General features: G+C 70.8%; 14 protein-coding genes and 3 pseudogenes. 12 read left to right on the top strand and 5 right to left on the bottom strand.

What is annotated here, in order from left to right:
* Positions 1-57: 57 nt before the first annotated feature.
* Entirely contained in the window at positions 58-1,458 is a 1,401-nt protein-coding gene (locus tag RCO28_RS13335; RefSeq protein ID WP_308941281.1) for a HAMP domain-containing sensor histidine kinase, read from the bottom strand.
* Positions 1,459-1,465: 7 nt separating this feature from the next.
* Positions 1,466-2,182, bottom strand: coding sequence for a response regulator transcription factor (locus tag RCO28_RS13330; RefSeq protein ID WP_308941280.1), 717 nt, complete (start codon positions 2,180-2,182; stop codon positions 1,466-1,468).
* 301 nt (positions 2,183-2,483) lie between these two features.
* On the opposite strand from RCO28_RS13330, the gene RCO28_RS13325 reads away from it, so the two are divergent.
* The 8 genes and pseudogenes from RCO28_RS13325 (at position 2,484) to RCO28_RS13295 (ending at position 9,845) form a co-directional block, all read left to right on the top strand.
* Positions 2,484-3,260, top strand: coding sequence for an amino acid ABC transporter ATP-binding protein (locus tag RCO28_RS13325; protein WP_282538203.1), 777 nt, complete (start codon positions 2,484-2,486; stop codon positions 3,258-3,260).
* A gap of 159 nt (positions 3,261-3,419) precedes the next feature.
* Entirely contained in the window at positions 3,420-4,340 is a 921-nt protein-coding gene (locus RCO28_RS13320; protein WP_308941279.1) for a glutamate ABC transporter substrate-binding protein, read from the top strand.
* A 142-nt stretch (positions 4,341-4,482) separates the two neighbouring features.
* Positions 4,483-5,130, top strand: coding sequence for an amino acid ABC transporter permease (locus tag RCO28_RS13315; RefSeq protein WP_308941278.1), 648 nt, complete (start codon positions 4,483-4,485; stop codon positions 5,128-5,130).
* Complete coding sequence (locus tag RCO28_RS13310; RefSeq protein ID WP_308941277.1) at positions 5,127-6,083, top strand: amino acid ABC transporter permease; 957 nt, start codon at positions 5,127-5,129, stop codon at positions 6,081-6,083. Before RCO28_RS13315 ends, RCO28_RS13310 begins: the two co-directional genes overlap by 4 nt.
* A gap of 175 nt (positions 6,084-6,258) precedes the next feature.
* Positions 6,259-7,845: pseudogene (locus RCO28_RS13305) on the top strand (FAD-dependent monooxygenase); the annotation flags it as partial.
* A 76-nt stretch (positions 7,846-7,921) separates the two neighbouring features.
* The gene (locus RCO28_RS39335; RefSeq protein WP_374991162.1) at positions 7,922-8,704 is read left to right on the top strand and encodes a putative leader peptide; all 783 of its coding nucleotides are present in this window, start codon (positions 7,922-7,924) and stop codon (positions 8,702-8,704) included.
* 134 nt (positions 8,705-8,838) lie between these two features.
* Positions 8,839-9,378 carry a cysteine dioxygenase gene (locus tag RCO28_RS13300; protein ID WP_308941567.1) on the top strand — a complete coding sequence of 180 codons (540 nt, stop codon included), beginning with the start codon at positions 8,839-8,841 and terminating at the stop codon, positions 9,376-9,378.
* A 20-nt stretch (positions 9,379-9,398) separates the two neighbouring features.
* Positions 9,399-9,845 carry a rhodanese-like domain-containing protein gene (locus RCO28_RS13295; RefSeq protein WP_308941566.1) on the top strand — a complete coding sequence of 149 codons (447 nt, stop codon included), beginning with the start codon at positions 9,399-9,401 and terminating at the stop codon, positions 9,843-9,845.
* A gap of 132 nt (positions 9,846-9,977) precedes the next feature.
* Here RCO28_RS13295 and recX read toward each other — a convergent pair whose 3' ends face one another.
* Both recX and recA read right to left on the bottom strand, forming a co-directional pair.
* Entirely contained in the window at positions 9,978-10,910 is a 933-nt protein-coding gene (recX, locus tag RCO28_RS13290) for a recombination regulator RecX (RefSeq protein ID WP_308941276.1), read from the bottom strand.
* A gap of 3 nt (positions 10,911-10,913) precedes the next feature.
* On the bottom strand, positions 10,914-12,056 hold the full coding sequence (gene recA / locus RCO28_RS13285) for a recombinase RecA (protein ID WP_308941275.1): 1,143 nt from the start codon (positions 12,054-12,056) through the stop codon (positions 10,914-10,916).
* Between the two features lie 323 nt (positions 12,057-12,379).
* Between recA and RCO28_RS13280 the strand changes: the two genes are divergently transcribed.
* Positions 12,380-13,003 (top strand): LysE family translocator, encoded by a 624-nt coding sequence (locus RCO28_RS13280; protein ID WP_308941274.1) that lies wholly within the window; start codon positions 12,380-12,382, stop codon positions 13,001-13,003.
* A gap of 18 nt (positions 13,004-13,021) precedes the next feature.
* A pseudogene (locus RCO28_RS13275) lies at positions 13,022-13,531 on the top strand (class I SAM-dependent methyltransferase); the annotation flags it as partial.
* A 49-nt stretch (positions 13,532-13,580) separates the two neighbouring features.
* Here RCO28_RS13275 and RCO28_RS13270 read toward each other — a convergent pair.
* Positions 13,581-14,129: pseudogene (locus RCO28_RS13270) on the bottom strand (alpha/beta fold hydrolase); the annotation flags it as partial.
* 61 nt (positions 14,130-14,190) lie between these two features.
* Between RCO28_RS13270 and RCO28_RS13265 the strand changes: the two are divergent.
* Positions 14,191-15,420 (top strand): sensor histidine kinase, encoded by a 1,230-nt coding sequence (locus RCO28_RS13265; protein WP_308941273.1) that lies wholly within the window; start codon positions 14,191-14,193, stop codon positions 15,418-15,420.
* The gene (locus RCO28_RS13260) at positions 15,417-16,136 is read left to right on the top strand and encodes a response regulator transcription factor (RefSeq protein ID WP_308941272.1); all 720 of its coding nucleotides are present in this window, start codon (positions 15,417-15,419) and stop codon (positions 16,134-16,136) included. The genes RCO28_RS13265 and RCO28_RS13260 overlap by 4 nt, the downstream gene beginning before the upstream one ends.
* Positions 16,137-16,151 lie beyond the last annotated feature (15 nt).

The raw sequence follows: 16,151 nt of genomic DNA, 5'->3' as shown, positions 1-16,151 counted from the left end.
GGATCTTTCAGCCCCTCCGGCGATTGAGGAGCAGGGGTCTGGGGGCGGAGCCCCCAGTTACCCACCCGTGCGCGGCACCGTGACCGTCACCCGCAGCCCGCGCGGCTCATTGGGTGCGTACGCGATGGACCCCCCACCCGCCGCCAACAACGCCCGAGTGATCGACAACCCGAGCCCCGACCCCTTCACATTCTGGTGCCGCCCACTCCGCCAGAACCGATCCCCGACCCGCTCCAGCTCGTCCTCCGTGAGCCCCGGCCCGCCGTCGGCCACGACGATCGTCGCGGAGGAGCCGTTGGACGCGACGGTCACCGTCACCGACTCCCCCGCCGGCGTGAACTTCAGCGCGTTGTCGACCACCGCGTCCAGGGCGCTGGAGAGCGCGACCGGGTCGGCCCACGCGGTCGCCGCAGCCAGGCCCTCGTAGCGCAGCTCCACCCCGCGGTCCTGCGCCAGCGGCCGCCACGCGTCGACGCGTTCGGCGGCCAGCTCCCCGATGTCCGTGAGCCGCAGATCCGCGGGGGCGTGCTCGGCGAGGGCCAGGTCGAGCAGGTCGTCGAGGACCTGTGCGAGCCGCTTGCCCTCGGTGCGTACGGACGCGATCTCCTCGTTGCCGTCGGGGAGTTCGAGCGCGAGCAACTCGATGCGCAGGAGCAGCGCCGCCAGCGGATTGCGCAGCTGGTGCGAGGCGTCCGCGACGAACGCCCGCTGCTGTTCGAGCACGTCCTCCACGTGGTCGGCCATCTCGTTGAACGACCGTGCCAGGCGTTGCAGTTCGGGCGGGCCGCCCGCCGCCGCGACACGTGACTTCAGGCGTCCGGTCGCGATGTCGTGCGTCGTCGCGTCGAGTACGCGTACGGGCTTCAGGACCCAGCCGGTCAGCCGCAGCGCCGCGCCGATCGCGAGCAGCATCGCCGCCGCCTCGCCCGCGCCGATGAGCCACCAGCCGTGCCGTGTCTCGGACCGCATCTTCTCCGTGGGCGAGTCGGTGACGACGACGGCGACGACGTCTCCGTCCCGGATCACCGAGGACGCCACGTACAACCGGCGGTCCTGCCAGGGCCAGACCTGCTTCGGGTCGTGGCTGCCGCGCCCGGCGAGCGCCTCCCGGAAGGCCTCGTCGCCCTCACCGCTCTCCGGGACCTGGAAGTGGTCCGCGCTGGCCATGACGTCGCCGTTGCGGTAGAAGACGCCTGCCCTGATGCCGTACACGTCGTGGTACCGGACGAGCTGGTTCTCAAGGGTGGCGAGCCGCTCGTCCTTCTGCGCGCGCCGCGAGCCGGTCGGGCGCTCCGTGACGTACTGCGCGAGTCCGGCGAACCGGGCGGTGTCGTCGATGCGGTCGATGACCACCTTCTGCTGCTGCGCCGCGGCGAGGCTGACCGCGAGCGGAAAGCCGAGCGCGAGCAGCACACCCGCCATGAGGACGATGAGCAGCGGGAGGAGACGGGTCCGCACCGAACGCCTAGGCCTGGGCGGGGGCGACGAGGCGGTAGCCGACCCCGCGCACCGTCTCGATCAGCGCGGGGCTGCGCAGCTTGGAGCGGAGCGAGGCGACATGGACCTCAAGGGTCCGGCCCGTCCCCTCCCAACTCGTGCGCCACACCTCGCTGATGATCTGCTCCCGGCGGAACACCACACCGGGCCGCTGCGCGAGCAGCGCGAGCAGGTCGAACTCCTTGCGGGTCAGCTGGACGCTCTGCCCGGCCACGCTCACCTGCCGGGTGGGCAGTTCGATGCGTACGGGGCCGAGGCTCAGCGAGTCGTCGGCGGGAGCACCGGCCTCCTCGGGCACGGTGCGGCGGCTGACGGCGTGGATCCGGGCAAGGAGCTCACCGGTGTCGTACGGCTTGGTCACGTAGTCGTCGGCGCCGAGATTCAGGCCGTGTATGCGGCTGCGGACGTCGGCGCGGGCGGTCACCATGATCACGGGTGTGGTGGTGCGCTTGCGGATCTTGCCGCAGACCTCGTAGCCGTCCTGGTCGGGCAGTCCGAGGTCCAACAGCACCACCCCGAAGCCGGACTTGGCGGATCTGTCGGGATCGTCCGCATCGGGCGGAAGCAGCGCCCGCAGCGCCTCCTCGCCGCTCCGCGCATGCACGACCTCGAAGCCGTGCCGGGCGAGCACCGCCGAGAGCGCGGCGGCGACATGGTTGTCGTCCTCGACGAGCAACAGCCTCATTCCGGCTCCCTTCGGTTCATCGGTCGTTCCGTCGGCACGGGCAGTCTGCGCGCGCACAGCCTGCGCGCGCACGCGAGACGCACCAAGGCAGTCACGCTGATGGATAAGGACGGCGTCAAGAGCCTTCGGGTCACGGCCGGGTTCCGTTATGCAGCCGGTACGGAGCTGGGGCGCCCTCTTCACGCGGAGTGTCCGGTTGCGGCCGGATCGTTATGCTCAATTTCCCCTCAGATGTAATGACGCTGGTCGTACGGCATTACTACTGTCCTCTTCAACCGAGGAGGATGGAGCCAGAACCCCCATGGCCGAAGTATCAGTGACCAAGGACGCCGCGCCCGCGGCGGACGAGCTGGTCGCGCTGAAGAACGTCAACAAGCACTTCGGCGCGCTGCACGTGCTCCAGGACATCGACCTGACCATCGACCGCGGCGAGGTCGTCGTGGTGATCGGTCCGTCCGGATCCGGCAAGTCCACGCTGTGCCGTGCGATCAACCGTCTGGAGACCGTCGAGTCGGGCAGCATCACCATCGACGGCAAGCCGCTCCCCCAGGAGGGCAAGGAGCTGGCCAGGCTGCGCGCCGACGTCGGCATGGTCTTCCAGTCCTTCAACCTCTTCGCGCACAAGACGGTGCTCGAGAACGTGATGCTGGGCCAGGTCAAGGTCCGCAAGGTGGAGAAGGCCGCGGCCGAGGAGAAGGCGCGCGCCCTGCTCGACCGTGTCGGCGTCGGCACCCAGGCCGACAAGTACCCGGCGCAGCTCTCCGGCGGCCAGCAGCAGCGCGTCGCCATCGCCCGTGCCCTGGCGATGGACCCGAAGGTCATGCTCTTCGACGAGCCCACCTCGGCGCTCGACCCGGAGATGATCAACGAGGTGCTCGAGGTGATGCAGCAGCTCGCCCGGGACGGCATGACGATGGTCGTGGTCACGCACGAGATGGGCTTCGCCCGCTCCGCCGCGAACCGCGTGGTCTTCATGGCCGACGGCCGGATCGTCGAACAGGCCACGCCCGACGAGTTCTTCAGCAACCCGCGCAGCGACCGGGCCAAGGACTTCCTGTCGAAGATCCTGCACCACTGACGGACCCGCGGCCGCCGGGGTTCCAGGCCCCGGACGCCCGCCGACGTCCCTGCGCCGGGCTCCCTCCTTCGAGGACTCCCTCCTTCAAGGGCTTCCTCCCTGAAGGGCTCCCGCCCGCACACGTCTCCTCAGCACCTGACGACACGAAGGATGTGCACCATGAAGCTCCGCAGAACCGCAGCCACCGCGGCCGTCGTGGCCGCCCTCGCCCTGACCGCGACCGCCTGTGGCGGCAAGACGGGCTCCGCCGGCGACAAGCCGAAGGGTCCGGACACCTCGGACACCAAGTCCCTCTCGTACGAGGTGAACAAGGACGCCAAGGTCGACTCCCCGGTTTTTGAAGCGGCCAAGAAGCGCGGCAAGCTGATCATCGGCGCCAAGGCCGACCAGCCGTACCTGGGCTTCCAGGACCAGTCCACCAAGGAATACTCCGGCTTCGACATCGAGATCGCCAAGATGATCGCGGCGGACCTCGGCTTCTCGGAGAAGCAGATCGAGTGGAAGACCGTCGACTCCGGTGCCCGCGAGACCGCGGTCTCCAAGGGCGACGTCGACCTGATGATCGGCACGTACACGATCAACGACGAGCGCAAGAAGCAGGTCGACTTCGTCGGCCCGTACTTCCAGGCCGGCGCCTCCCTCCTGGTCCGCAAGGACGAGAAGGACATCAAGGGCCCCGAGACCGTGCGTGGCAAGAAGGTCTGCTCGATCGTCGGCTCCACGCCGCTGCAGAACATCAAGAAGCCCAAGTACGGCGCCAAGGTGACCGAGCTGTCCAAGTACTCCGAGTGCGTGGCCCAGCTCCTCAACAACCAGATCGACGCCGTCACCACCGACGACGCGATCCTGATGGGCTACGCCGCGCAGAACGAGGGCAAGCTCAAGGTCGTCGGCGAGACCTTCTCGGACGAGCCGTACGGCGTGGGCCTGAAGAAGGGCGACGCGGCCCTGCAGAAGGCCGTCGCGGACGCCATCACGGCGCACACGGAGAACGGCGACTACAAGAAGGCGTACGACGCCACCCTCGGCAAGTCCGGCTCCGAGTACAAGGACCCGCCGGCCTTCACCGACCCGAAGTAATGCTGTCCGCCCCGCTCCGTACGCACCCTCGGGCGCGGCGGGGCGGGGCGATCCATGTGCGCCTCGCTGCCGGACCCGTCCCTGTGCGTCAGGGCCCCGTCGCGAAGACCTGCGACCGTCGCGAACCCCTCGCGGAGAATTCATGAACGTACTGCTCGACAACCTGTCGCTGTTCCGCGAGGGGTTCATCGGGACCCTGAAGCTGACCGGGGCCAGCGCCCTGGTGGCCATCGTGCTCGGCGTGATCATCGCCGGGTTCCGGGTCTCGCCCGTGCCGCCGCTGCGGATATTCGGGACCCTCTGGGTCACGCTGCTCCGGAACACCCCGCTCACGCTGCTGTTCCTCGTGGCGTTCTTCGTGGTGCCGAAGGTCCTCTTCCCCGACCTCGACTCCTTCCTGCTCGCCACCGCCGCCTGCGGCTTCTACACCTCCGCGTTCGTGGCCGAGGCGGTGCGCTCCGGCATCAACACGGTGCCGCTCGGCCAGGCCGAGGCCGCCCGCTCCATCGGCATGACCTTCACGCAGACGATGCGTCTGATCGTGCTCCCGCAGGCCACCCGCACCGTGGTGCCGCCGCTGTCGAGCATCTTCATCGCCCTGACGAAGAACACGGCGATCGCGGGTGCCTTCAACAACGTCGACCTGTTCAACGTCTCCAAGACCCTGAGCAACGACGGCTACGACATCGCGGTGATCTTCCTCTGGATCACCCTCGCGTATCTGATCGTCACGTACGCCATCAACGGTCTCTTCCGGCTGTTGGAGCACCGCCTGGAGGTCGCCCGATGAGCGCGAGCGTTCTCTTCGACGCCCCCGGCCCCAAGGCCCGGGTCCGCAACATCATCTACACCGTCGTCGGCAGCGCCGCACTGCTCGGCGGCATCGCCTGGGTGATCCTGCGCCTGAACGAGAAGGGCGAGTTCGACCCCGCCCTGTGGGACATCTTCAACTACGCGGGCATCCGCCAGAACATCCTCGAAGCGCTGCTCGCCACCCTTCAGGTGTTCGCGCTCGCCGGTGTCTTCTCGCTGGTCTTCGCGGTCGTCCTGTGTGTGGCACGGCTCTCCGACCACAAGCCGGTCCGGTGGATCGCGGTCGTCTTCATCGACCTCTTCCGCTCGATCCCGCTGCTGATCACGATCTTCGCCCTGTGGGTCGGCATCCTCGGCACGATGTCCCCGTTCTGGGCCCTCGTCGTCGGCCTGACGATCTACAACGGCTGCGTCCAGGCGGAGGTGCTGCGCGCCGGCGTCAACGCCGTACCGAAGGGCCAGAAGGAAGCGGCGTACGCGATCGGCCTGCGCAAGTCCCAGGTCATGACGCTGGTGCTGTTCCCGCAGGCGATCCGCTCGATGCTGCCGACGATCATCAGCCAGCTCGTGGTGACCCTCAAGGACACCTCGCTCGGCTTCATGATCCTCTACCCGGAGCTGCTGCACTCGGCCCGCCTGATCGCCAACAACACGCCCGTCAACGGCGTTTACCCGTTCGTCCAGACGGTCGCCGTCTTCGGCGCGATCTACATCGGGCTCTGCATGGTGCTCTCGTGGCTCGCGACGTGGATCGAGAAGCGGGGGCGGCGGGCCAAGACGGGGATCAACGTGGCCTCGGCCAAGGAGCCGACGGCTTCCGAGGTGGCGCCCGCTCCGGGCGCGGCAGTGATCGTGCCCGACCCCCGCGGCGAGACGGTCGTCATCGACAAGGCGACGGACACCGACAAGACACCGGGCAAGGACAACTGACGCCCCGTCGACACAACTGAACAAACCCGGAGGCAGCGGCGTCACGTCGCTGCCTCCGTCACTTGACGCAAGCACCGGCAATAGGTTGCATACGTTCTGTGATCGCGCACCCCGCTCCAACTGCCAGTACCAGCACGCCCTTCAAGGCCTCATCCCTGGCAGGAGGCGCCGCGCCGTGGACCCGGTGATCGTCGTCGGAGCGGGACCCGTCGGGCTCACCCTCTCCCTCGCACTCGCCCACGCCGGCGTCCCGTCGATCGTCCTGGACGAGGGCCCCGGCAAGGACGAACAGCGCCTCGCCCGCACCGCCGTGCTCCGCGAGGACACCGCCGACCTCGTCGCCCGGCTCACCGGGCGCGACTTCTCCGACGCCCGCTGGGCAGGCTGGCGCTCCTACCGCCGCAAGCAGGAGATGCGCCGGCACGCGTTCACCGTCGACGAGGTGAGCCCCGCCCCCGTCCACCTCGCCCAGCACACCCTGACCTCCGCCCTGCGCGAGGCCGTCGCCGACGAGCGGCTCGTCAAGCTCTCGCCGGACAGCCGCCTCGACTCCCTGGAGCAGGACGCCCACGGAGTGTCGGCCCACACCCGCGGCCCCAACAGCACCTGGTGGCGCGGGAGTTACCTCGTCGGCTGCGACGGCCCACGCTCCACCGTGCGCAAGCTCCTCGACATCCGCTTCCCCGGCCGCACCGCCGTCGAACGGCACGCCGTCGCCGCCCTGCGCGCCGACCTGCCCTGGCCCGGCGAGGCCGTACTGCACCGTCTCCCGCCGTGGCCGGGCGCCGCCACCGAAATCACCGCACGCCCCTTGCCCGAGGGTGCCTGGCGCCTCGACTGGCTGCTGCCCGCCCGCAGCGAACTCGTCACTCCCGAAGTTCTGTTGTCAAAGATCCGTGACACCCTCGCCGGCTGGTGCGGTGGCAGCACCCCGCCGTACGACCTGCTCGACACCGGCGTCCACACCGTGCACCACCGCCTCGCCCGTGCCTGGCGCTCGCGCCGCTGCTTCCTCGCCGGGGATGCCGCCCATCTGCTCGGCGCCCTCGGCACCCAGGGCGTCGACGAAGGGCTGCGCGACGCCGACAACCTCGCCTGGAAGCTCGCCCAGTGCTGGCACCAGGGCGAGTCCGACGCCCTCCTCGACAGCTACCAGGCCGAGCGCCGCAGCACCGTCGCCGCCCGCCTGCGCGCCGCCGACCAGGCCCTGCCGATACTGCGCGGAGGCGGCGGCCTGCGCGCCTACGTCCCCGGTACGGCCCGCGGCCACGACGCCCTCCTCACCGACGGCCACGTGGGCCGCGGCCCCCTCGGTGCCGGTCCTTCCTACGCCAACTCCCCTCTCTCACCGGACACTTCCTCACCGTCGGCCGTCGCCACCGTCACCCCGCCCGGCGCTCCGGTCGCCGACGTCCCGGTCACCGTGCCCGACGGCACGACGGCCCGCCTCCGCGACCGGCTCGGGCGCGGCAACTTCCTCGTCGTCCTCGTCGCCCCCGGCACCGGCGTCTGGGAACGCCGGCACTGGATGACCGCCGGGGTCATGCCCCGCCTCGCCGCCGCGGTGACGGCCCTGCCGGTACGCGGCGAACTCCTCGTCGCCGAGCGCTACCCCGGCGCCGGCGCCCACGCCGTCCTCCTCATCCGCCCCGACGGCCACCTGATCACCGCCCTCGGCGGCGTCCGCCCCGCGGAGCTGTACGCGGCGGCGGACACGGCGCGCGGGGGGCCGTCGGCCTTGTCCCGGGTGCATGGGGGTGCGGCGGATGCGGTGGACGGCGTGGGTGGCGTAGACGGCGTGGCTGGCATGGGTGGCGTGAACGGAGTGGCTGGCGTGGATGGCGGTGGCACCGGAGGCGCGGCGGCGGAAGGCACGGTCGAGGTCTGGTCCGGGGGCGTGTCTGAGGTCGAGGTCGAGGCCGGGGGCATGTCCGAGGTCAAGGTCGAGGCCCAGACTTCGGCGGAGGCCGAGGCGGAGGCGGAGGCGGAGCCCGAGGCCGAGGCCGAGGCCGAGGCGGAACGGGGTGACCGGAGCGGCCGGGACCACCGGGACCACCGGGACCACCGGGACGGGGACGCCGGAGTTGGCAGGGAAGTCCCGACCGACGCCGAGCCCCACGCCGACGCCAGCTCCGGCCCCGAACCCGGCGCCCACGGCGATGCGGGTACGGTCACTGACGCCGTCCCCGGGGCTGGCGCCGGGGCCGAAGCGGCAGCCGAAGCCGATACCGACGCCAACCCCGACAGCGACGCCAACCCCGACAGCGACAGCGACAGCGACAGCGACAGCGACAGCGACAGCGACAGCGACAGCAGCAACGACGCCAACCCCCCGGGCCGCCGCTGACCCGCCCCCGGCCCGGCCGCTTGCTCCAGCCCTGCCTGCCTGCCCCCCTCCCGACCTGTCCGCGCCGTCCCCGGCCGTCGGCCGTCCTCGGCCCAGCCCGCCCGGGGACGACGCCCCTGACCCCCGACACCCCCGTTCACCCACCGGACACCGTTTGACCCGTCCCGGTCCCCGTGCTCTACTCCGCCCCATGACCGACACCAGCCGACGCCTTTGGCGGAGGGTCCACATGGACCTCGTCCGCTATGCGGGCTGCGTCTGTCACCCGTCCTGAACTCGCCCTTCCCTCACGCGCACCCCACCCCGCGAACCAGCGGCGTACCTGCGCGTTCCCCGCGACTTCTCAGGACGGCCTACGTGTCTTCGACGACCACTCCAGCAGCCCCGGCAACGAGTCCCGTTAGGACCATCCCCGCTTCCGCCCCCTCTTCCGCTCCCTCTGCCACCGGCGGTTCCGCCCCCACCCCGGCCCAGCTCCTGGACTTCGTGCGCCGCACCGCCGCCGACGCCGAGCTGGTCGCCTCGCTCCCCCTCGACCCCGAGGGCCGCACCTGGGTACGGCTCGAAGGTCCCGGCGGCAGCGAGGCGTGGCTCATCGCCTGGCCGCCCGGTACCGGCACCGGCTGGCACGACCACGCCGAGTCGGTCGGCGCCTTCACCACGGCCCAGGGCGAGTTGACGGAGAACTCTCTCTCGGTCCGGCTGCCCGGCGAAGGCTGGAATACCCTCGAACTCGCCGCCGACGTCGACCGCCGACGCGCCCTCCCCGCAGGCCGGGGCCGCGCCTTCGGCACCCACCATGTGCACGAGGTCCTCAACGAGTCGACCACCGAGCACGCCATCTCCGTACACGCCTACTACCCCCCTCTCCCCTTGATCCGCCGCTTCAGCCGCACCGGCGCGGTGCTCAGGCTGGAGCAGGTCGAGCAGCCGGAGGACTGGCAGTGACCACTCCCGCATCCGCCACGGTGCCCACGCCTTCATCCGCCCCGGCCCCCGAGCCGGGCCGTCCCCAACCCCTTTCCATCGACGCCCACTTGGAGCAAGTCCGCGCGGGCCTCGACCGCATCGGACCGTATGAGGCGCACACTGCCGCCGAGGCGGGCGAGGCTCTGCTCGTGGATATCCGGTACGCCGAGCTCCGCGAGCGCGACGGCCTGATCCCCGGCGCCCTGGTCGTGGAGCGCAACGAGCTGGAGTGGCGCCTCGATCCGCAGGGCACTCACCGCCTCCCGGAGGCGACCGCCCACGATGTGCACGTCGTGGTGATCTGCAACGAGGGCTACGCGTCCAGCCTCGGGGCGGCCTCGCTCCAGCAGCTGGGGTTGTACCGCGCCACCGACCTGACCGGAGGCTTCCAGGCCTGGCGCGCGGCAGGCCTCCCGGTCACCGCCCCCGCCGCCGAGCCGACCTGAGCCCCCCGACACCACTCCGCCGCCCGCTGCGGGGCGCAGCACCACCGCCTGGCGACCACCGCCTCGGCACCACCAACTCGGCGTCCCGGCAAGGGCATTCCGTTCGCGACTGCGCGCCCCGGAGCGCCGTGCTCAGAACCCCCCGTACTCCAAGTCGTCTGTCTCTTCCCCCTCTTGTTCCAACGCCCGGCGCACCACGCGCAGGGCCATGCCCTCCGGGTAGCCCTTGCGGGCGAGCATGCCCGCGAGGCGGCGCAGGCGCTTGTCCCGGTCGAGGCCTCTGGTCGAGCGGAGTTTCCGGTCGACCAGTTCGCGCGCTGTGGCCTCTTCTTGCTCGGAGTCGAGCTGTTCCATTGCCTCGTCGATCGCCGTGGAGTCGACTCCCTTGGTGCGCAGCTCGCGGGCGAGTGCGCGGCGGGCCAGGCCTCGGCTGTGATGCCGGGACTCCACCCAGGCTCCCGCGAACGCAGTGTCGTCGATGAGGCCGACCTCCTCGAATCGGGAGAGGACCTCCTCCGCCACGTCGTCGGGGATCTCGCGTTTGCGCAGGGCATCGGCGAGCTGCTTGCGGGTGCGCGGGGTACCGGTGAGCAGGCGCAGGCAGATGTTCCGTGCCCGCTCCTCCGGTGGCAGGTCGCGCTCTCGCGTACGCGATTCCCCCTTCCCGGCCCTCGACGGGTCGGGGGAGCCGCCGTCCTGGTCCCCGGCGTGGCCTCCGCCTCTGGGCGCACGGTCGCCGAAGCTGCCACCGCGCCCCTCGCCGAAGGCGCCGTCGCCGCCTTCGCGGCTTCTGGACGCACGCCGCCCACGGGCACTGGAACGCCCTCCTCGACCGCCCCGGTATCCCCCGCCGCTCAGGCCTCCTCGGCCCGCGCGACCACCGGAGCGGTCGGATTCCTCGCCGGTGCCGAACGCCTGGGAGCGACCCGACTGCTCGTCGCCGCCGAAGAGTTCGCCGTCACCACCGTCGCCGGAGGCGTGCCCCTGGAAGGGCTGCCCGCCCGGGCTCTGGCCGTCGAAGGGCCCGTCGAAGGGTTCTTCCGGCCAGTCCGTTCGCCGTACCACGGCTCAGCTCTTGGCCGGGGCGGCCTTGGTCGACTTGGCCTTGGTGGCCGGTGCGGGCACCGACTTGGCCGCGTCCTTCGTGTCCTTGGCGTCCTTGTCGGCTGCCGCGTCCACGGTCGCCGCGTCCGTGCCGGACTCGGCCTCGGCCGGCTTCACGCCGACGCCCAGCTTCTCCTTGATCTTCTTCTCGATCTCGTTGGCGAGATCCGGGTTGTCCTTCAGGAAGTTACGGGCGTTCTCCTTGCCCTGGCCGAGCTGGTCGCCCTCGTACGTGTACCAGGCTCCGGCCTTGCGGACGAAGCCGTGCTCCACGCCCATGTCGATCAGGCCGCCCTCGCGGCTGATGCCCTGGCCGTAGAGGATGTCGAACTCGGCCTGCTTGAAGGGCGGCGCCACCTTGTTCTTCACGACCTTGACGCGGGTGCGGTTGCCGACCGCGTCCGTGCCGTCCTTGAGGGTCTCGATGCGGCGGATGTCGATACGCACCGAGGCGTAGAACTTCAGAGCACGGCCACCGGTCGTGGTCTCCGGCGAGCCGAACATCACGCCGATCTTCTCGCGGAGCTGGTTGATGAAGATCGCGGTGGTCTTGGACTGGTTCAGGGCGCTGGTGATCTTCCGCAGCGCCTGGCTCATCAGTCGAGCCTGCAGACCCACGTGCGAGTCGCCCATCTCACCCTCGATCTCCGCGCGCGGAACCAGGGCCGCCACGGAGTCGATGACGATCAGGTCGAGCGCGCCGGAGCGGACCAGCATGTCGACGATCTCAAGAGCCTGCTCACCGTTGTCCGGCTGGGACAGGATGAGGTTGTCGATGTCGACGCCGAGCTTCTTCGCGTACTCCGGGTCGAGGGCGTGCTCCGCGTCCACGAACGCCACCTGGCCGCCGGCCTTCTGCGCGTTGGCCACGGCGTGCAGGGTCAGGGTCGTCTTACCGGAGGACTCCGGTCCGTACACCTCCACCACACGGCCGCGCGGGATGCCGCCCACGCCGAGGGCGACGTCGAGGGCGGTCGATCCGGTGGGGATGACCTCGATGGGCTCGTTCGGCCGCTCGCCCATGCGCATCACAGCGCCCTTGCCGAATTGCCGTTCAATCTGTGCGAGCGCGGCGTCCAGCGCCTTCTCGCGGTCGGTTCCTGCCATGGGTTCCACCCGATTTGCTTGAGTCGATCGCTTCACGTCCAAGACGCTATCCCCTGCCACTGACAATGCGCCTCGACGTCGGCCCCGGCCTGTGGATAACTCCCCGGAACTCCCGAGATTCCGGGGCTGGAGTGGTGCCGGAGATCCCATAAGAATGGATGTTCGATTTACGTGTCAAGCGCACCACGCGGCACCTCGGCCCCGCCACGGAGTGCCCATGGTCCGCCCCGTGAAGCTCGGTGAGCGCGAGGTCGTGACGTACGTCGGAGGCCGGGCGTCCGAGCAGGAGAAGCCCTCCCGCTCCCCGATGAGAGAGTGAACTCATGTTCGTTCAGCTCCTCGCGGCCACGGGTGTGCTCGCTGTCCTGACCATGGTTCCCGGCCCCGACATGGCAGTCGTGACGAAGCGGGCCATCGCGTCCGGCCGGCGGGACGGCCTGAGCACGGTCGGAGGCATCGCGGCGGGCCTGCTCGTCTGGGGCGCGCTGACCGTGGTCGGCCTGGCCGCCGTCCTGGCCGCTTCTTCCACCGCCTATACGGTCGTGAAGCTCGCCGGTGCCGTCTACCTCGGGTTCCTCGGTGTCCAGGCGCTGCTGCAGAGCCGGCGCAACCGTGCGGTGGCTTCAGAGGCGGGCGCTCCGCCACCCCCGTCCGGCAATCCGTGGCGCACGGGACTGGTCAGCAATGTGTTCAACCCGAAGATCGCGGTCCTCTACACCGGCCTCCTGCCCACGCTCGCGCCGACCGGTCTGGCGCCGCACCCGGGGATGACCCTGCTGGTCCTCATCCACGCGGCCCTCACCGTGGTCTGGCTCGGCGCCTACGTTCTGGTCCTCGCCAAGTCCCGCACCTTCTTCGAGAAGCCGGTCGTACGACGCGCCCTGGACCGTGTCACGGGCGTCGTCCTGATCGGCTTCGGAGTCAAGGTCGCGACCTCCCAGCCCTGATGGCTGCCGGGCGGGGCCGTAGCCGACATCGGCTGCGGCACAGGCGTGTTCGCGCTCCTCCTGGCGGGCCGCGGGATCGACGTCACCGGCGTCGACCCCGCCCTCGCGTCCCTCGACGTCGCCCGGGCCAGACCGGGAGGTGAGCGCGTGCGATAGATCTGCGGTGACGCGACCGGCCTTCCGCCGCCCGGGCAGGCGGCTGGTCTTCGAGACCCGCGATCCGGCGCGACGCGCGTGGGAGAAGTGGACCCGCGAGAACACCTGCAACGTGACGGATGCCCGGGCATCGGCAGGGTCAGCAGGAGCTGGATCCAACTGACCCACGCGTCCTGGCCGTTGGTGACGTTCCGCTGGACCTATGTGTTCGCGGCGGACGGGCAGACGCTGACCTCCGATTCGACGCTGCGTTTCCGGGAGCGCGAGGAGATCGAGAGGGACCTGCTCGCGTACGGCTACCCAGTGGAGGACGTACGCGCTGCGCCCGACCGGCCCGGAAGGGAGTACGTGTTCCTCGCCCCACGCCCCTGACCGCCTTCGCGGCACGCCACCGGCGCCGCCTCTCGCTGTCGTCGACGGCTCACGCGGCGAGTGTGCGGATCTCGTCGGCGATGGTGTCCCACGCGCGTGCGGGCAGTTCGTGGCCGACCTCGGGCAGGAGCGTCAGGAGGGCGCCTGGGATGCGCGCCGCTATCGCGCGTGCTGCGGCCGGTTTGATCAGAGGGTCGTCCTCGCCGTGGAGTACGAGTGCGGGTCTGGCGATGGCGTCGATCGACGGCCCGTCCCACTGGGCGCCGATCTGGCGGCTCTGGGCCTGCCGGTCAGGCAGGCCGTTGTCGAGGTTGCGCCGGGCGGCGTCGAGTGCGGCCTCCTCGTCGAACGGGCGGCGGGGCGAGGCCAGGAGACGGGGCACGGCGACCCCCGCATCGACGGCTCCGTCGGCGGTTTCGGGGAAGCGCAGGCGGGCGAACTTGGACAGGGTTCCGATGCGGATGTATCGCAGGGTTGCGAGGCCCGAGACGTCGGCGGGGACGGCGGCCATCGTGGTGAGCGTGCGGACGCGTTCCGGGTGGCGCAGCGCGACGCGCTGGGCGATGGCACCACCCAGGGAGACCCCCAAGAGGTGCGCCCTAAGGGGTGCCGATTTCTGGCCGGTCCGAGCGGTGCCCGCCCGGAATATCCTTCCGGACATGGCCCTCTTCCCGACCGGCCCGCCCGGACAGCGACGCTCCTCGCGTGCCAACGATCTCGCGGTGACGCTGGCCGTCGCCGCCGTCGTCCTGGGTGGTGCGCTGTGGGGGATGCGGAACACGTCCGAGTCGTTCTGGCAGGCCGTGACGGGCTGGTCGCTGCTCGGGGTGGGCTGCGTTGCGCTGCACTTCCGGCGCCGTCGGCCCATCAGCGTCGCCGTCGTCACGCTCCTCGCGTGCGCGGTGTACTACCCGATCAGCGCGAACGACGCCCCGGTGATGCTCGCGTTCGTCATCGCCCTCTACACCGCCGCCGTGGACGGCCGCTTCGCCGCGGCTGCCGCGCTGGGCGTCATGGCGATGCTGTTGGTCGTGTACGGCGAGGTGCTGCAGGAGCCGGGGCAGCGCAAGGTCGACGACATGGCGATCGTGATGCTGGCGGGCTGGCTGCTCAGCCTCCTCGTGCTCGCTCGTGCACAACGCACGCGTGCCGCCTATGTGGAGGAGGTCCGCCAACGTGCCCTTGCCGCCGAGCGGGAGCAGGAGGCTCGGGCCCAGCAGAGCGCGTCGGAGGAGCGGCTGCGGATCGCGCGCGAACTCCACGACGTACTGGGGCACAGCGTGTCGCTGATCAATGTGCAGTCCAGCGCCGCCCTGCACCGCCTCTCCAAGCGTCACCCCCGGCCCTCGGAGGACGCTGCCGACGGCGCCAAACTCGCCACAGCCGAGGAGGCGCTCGAAGCGGTGAAGTCCACGAGCAAGCACGCGCTGGACGAACTCCGCGCCACCCTCGGCATGCTCCGCCGGGCCGACGAGAGCGCGCCCACGGCGCCCACAGCGGGCCTCGATCGGCTGCCGGAGCTCCTCGCGGGAGCGCGAAGCGCGGGGCTCGACGTCCGCGCGGAGACGGTCGGCACGCCCCGCCCGCTGCCGCCGCCGCTCGACCTGGCGGCCTACCGGATCGTGCAGGAGTCGCTCACCAACGTGACCCGGCACGCGCGCGCGTGTCGCGCGACGGTCACGCTCCTCTACTCCGACGAGGACCTGCGGGTGCGGATCGACGACGACGGGCAGGGCTCGTCCGACGAGTCGGCGCACGGCAGCGGAATCCGGGGCATGGCCGAGCGCGCCAAGGCGTTCGGCGGCGAACTGACGGCACGCAACACGGCGGACGGCTTCCGGGTGAGTGCCCGGCTGCCGCTCGGGCCGCCGTTCGAGGGGGAGCTGTGACAGCCACACAGGGGCCGACGGAATCCGGCACCGGGCCGGAGGGCGGGAGGGCGGTCCGCGTCGTCCTCGCCGACGACCAGACACTGGTAAGAGCGGGTTTTCGTTCGATCCTGGAGGACGAGGACGACATCGAGGTGGTCGGCGAGGCGGCCGACGGCGAGCAGGCGCTCGCGCTCGCCCGCCGGCTGCTCCCCGACGTGGTCCTGATGGACATCCGGATGCCGGGTGTCGACGGCCTGGAGGCCACCCGCCGCATCACCGGGGACACGTCCCTGGAGAGCGTGCGCGTCGTCATCCTCACGACCTTCGACGTGGACGACTACGTGTACGGGGCGCTGCGCGCCGGTGCCTCCGGGTTCCTGGTCAAGGACACCGAGCCGATGGAGCTGCTGCACGGGGTGCGCGTCGTGGCGCGCGGCGACGCGCTGATCGCACCCGCCGTGACCCGCCGCCTCATCGCCGAGTTCGCGGGCCGCAGCAGGCAGCCCGACCCCGGCCCCCGCCTCAACGCGCTCACGGAGCGCGAGCGGGAGGTGATGGGCCTGGTCGGCGCCGGACTCTCCAACGACGAGATCGCCCGGCGCCTCGTCCTGTCCCCCGCCACGGCGAAGACGCACGTGAGCCGGATCATGACCAAGCTGGACGTACGCGACCGGGCCCAACTGGTCATCCTCGCCTACGAGTCCGGGATGATCACCCCCGGCTGGCTGACCTGATCCGCCACCGCGCGT

Source organism: Streptomyces sp. LHD-70, assembly GCF_031157275.1.
GTDB lineage: Bacteria > Actinomycetota > Actinomycetes > Streptomycetales > Streptomycetaceae > Streptomyces.
Note: the sequence above shows the minus strand (reverse complement) of the source record. Positions and strands in the feature narration are given on the sequence as shown.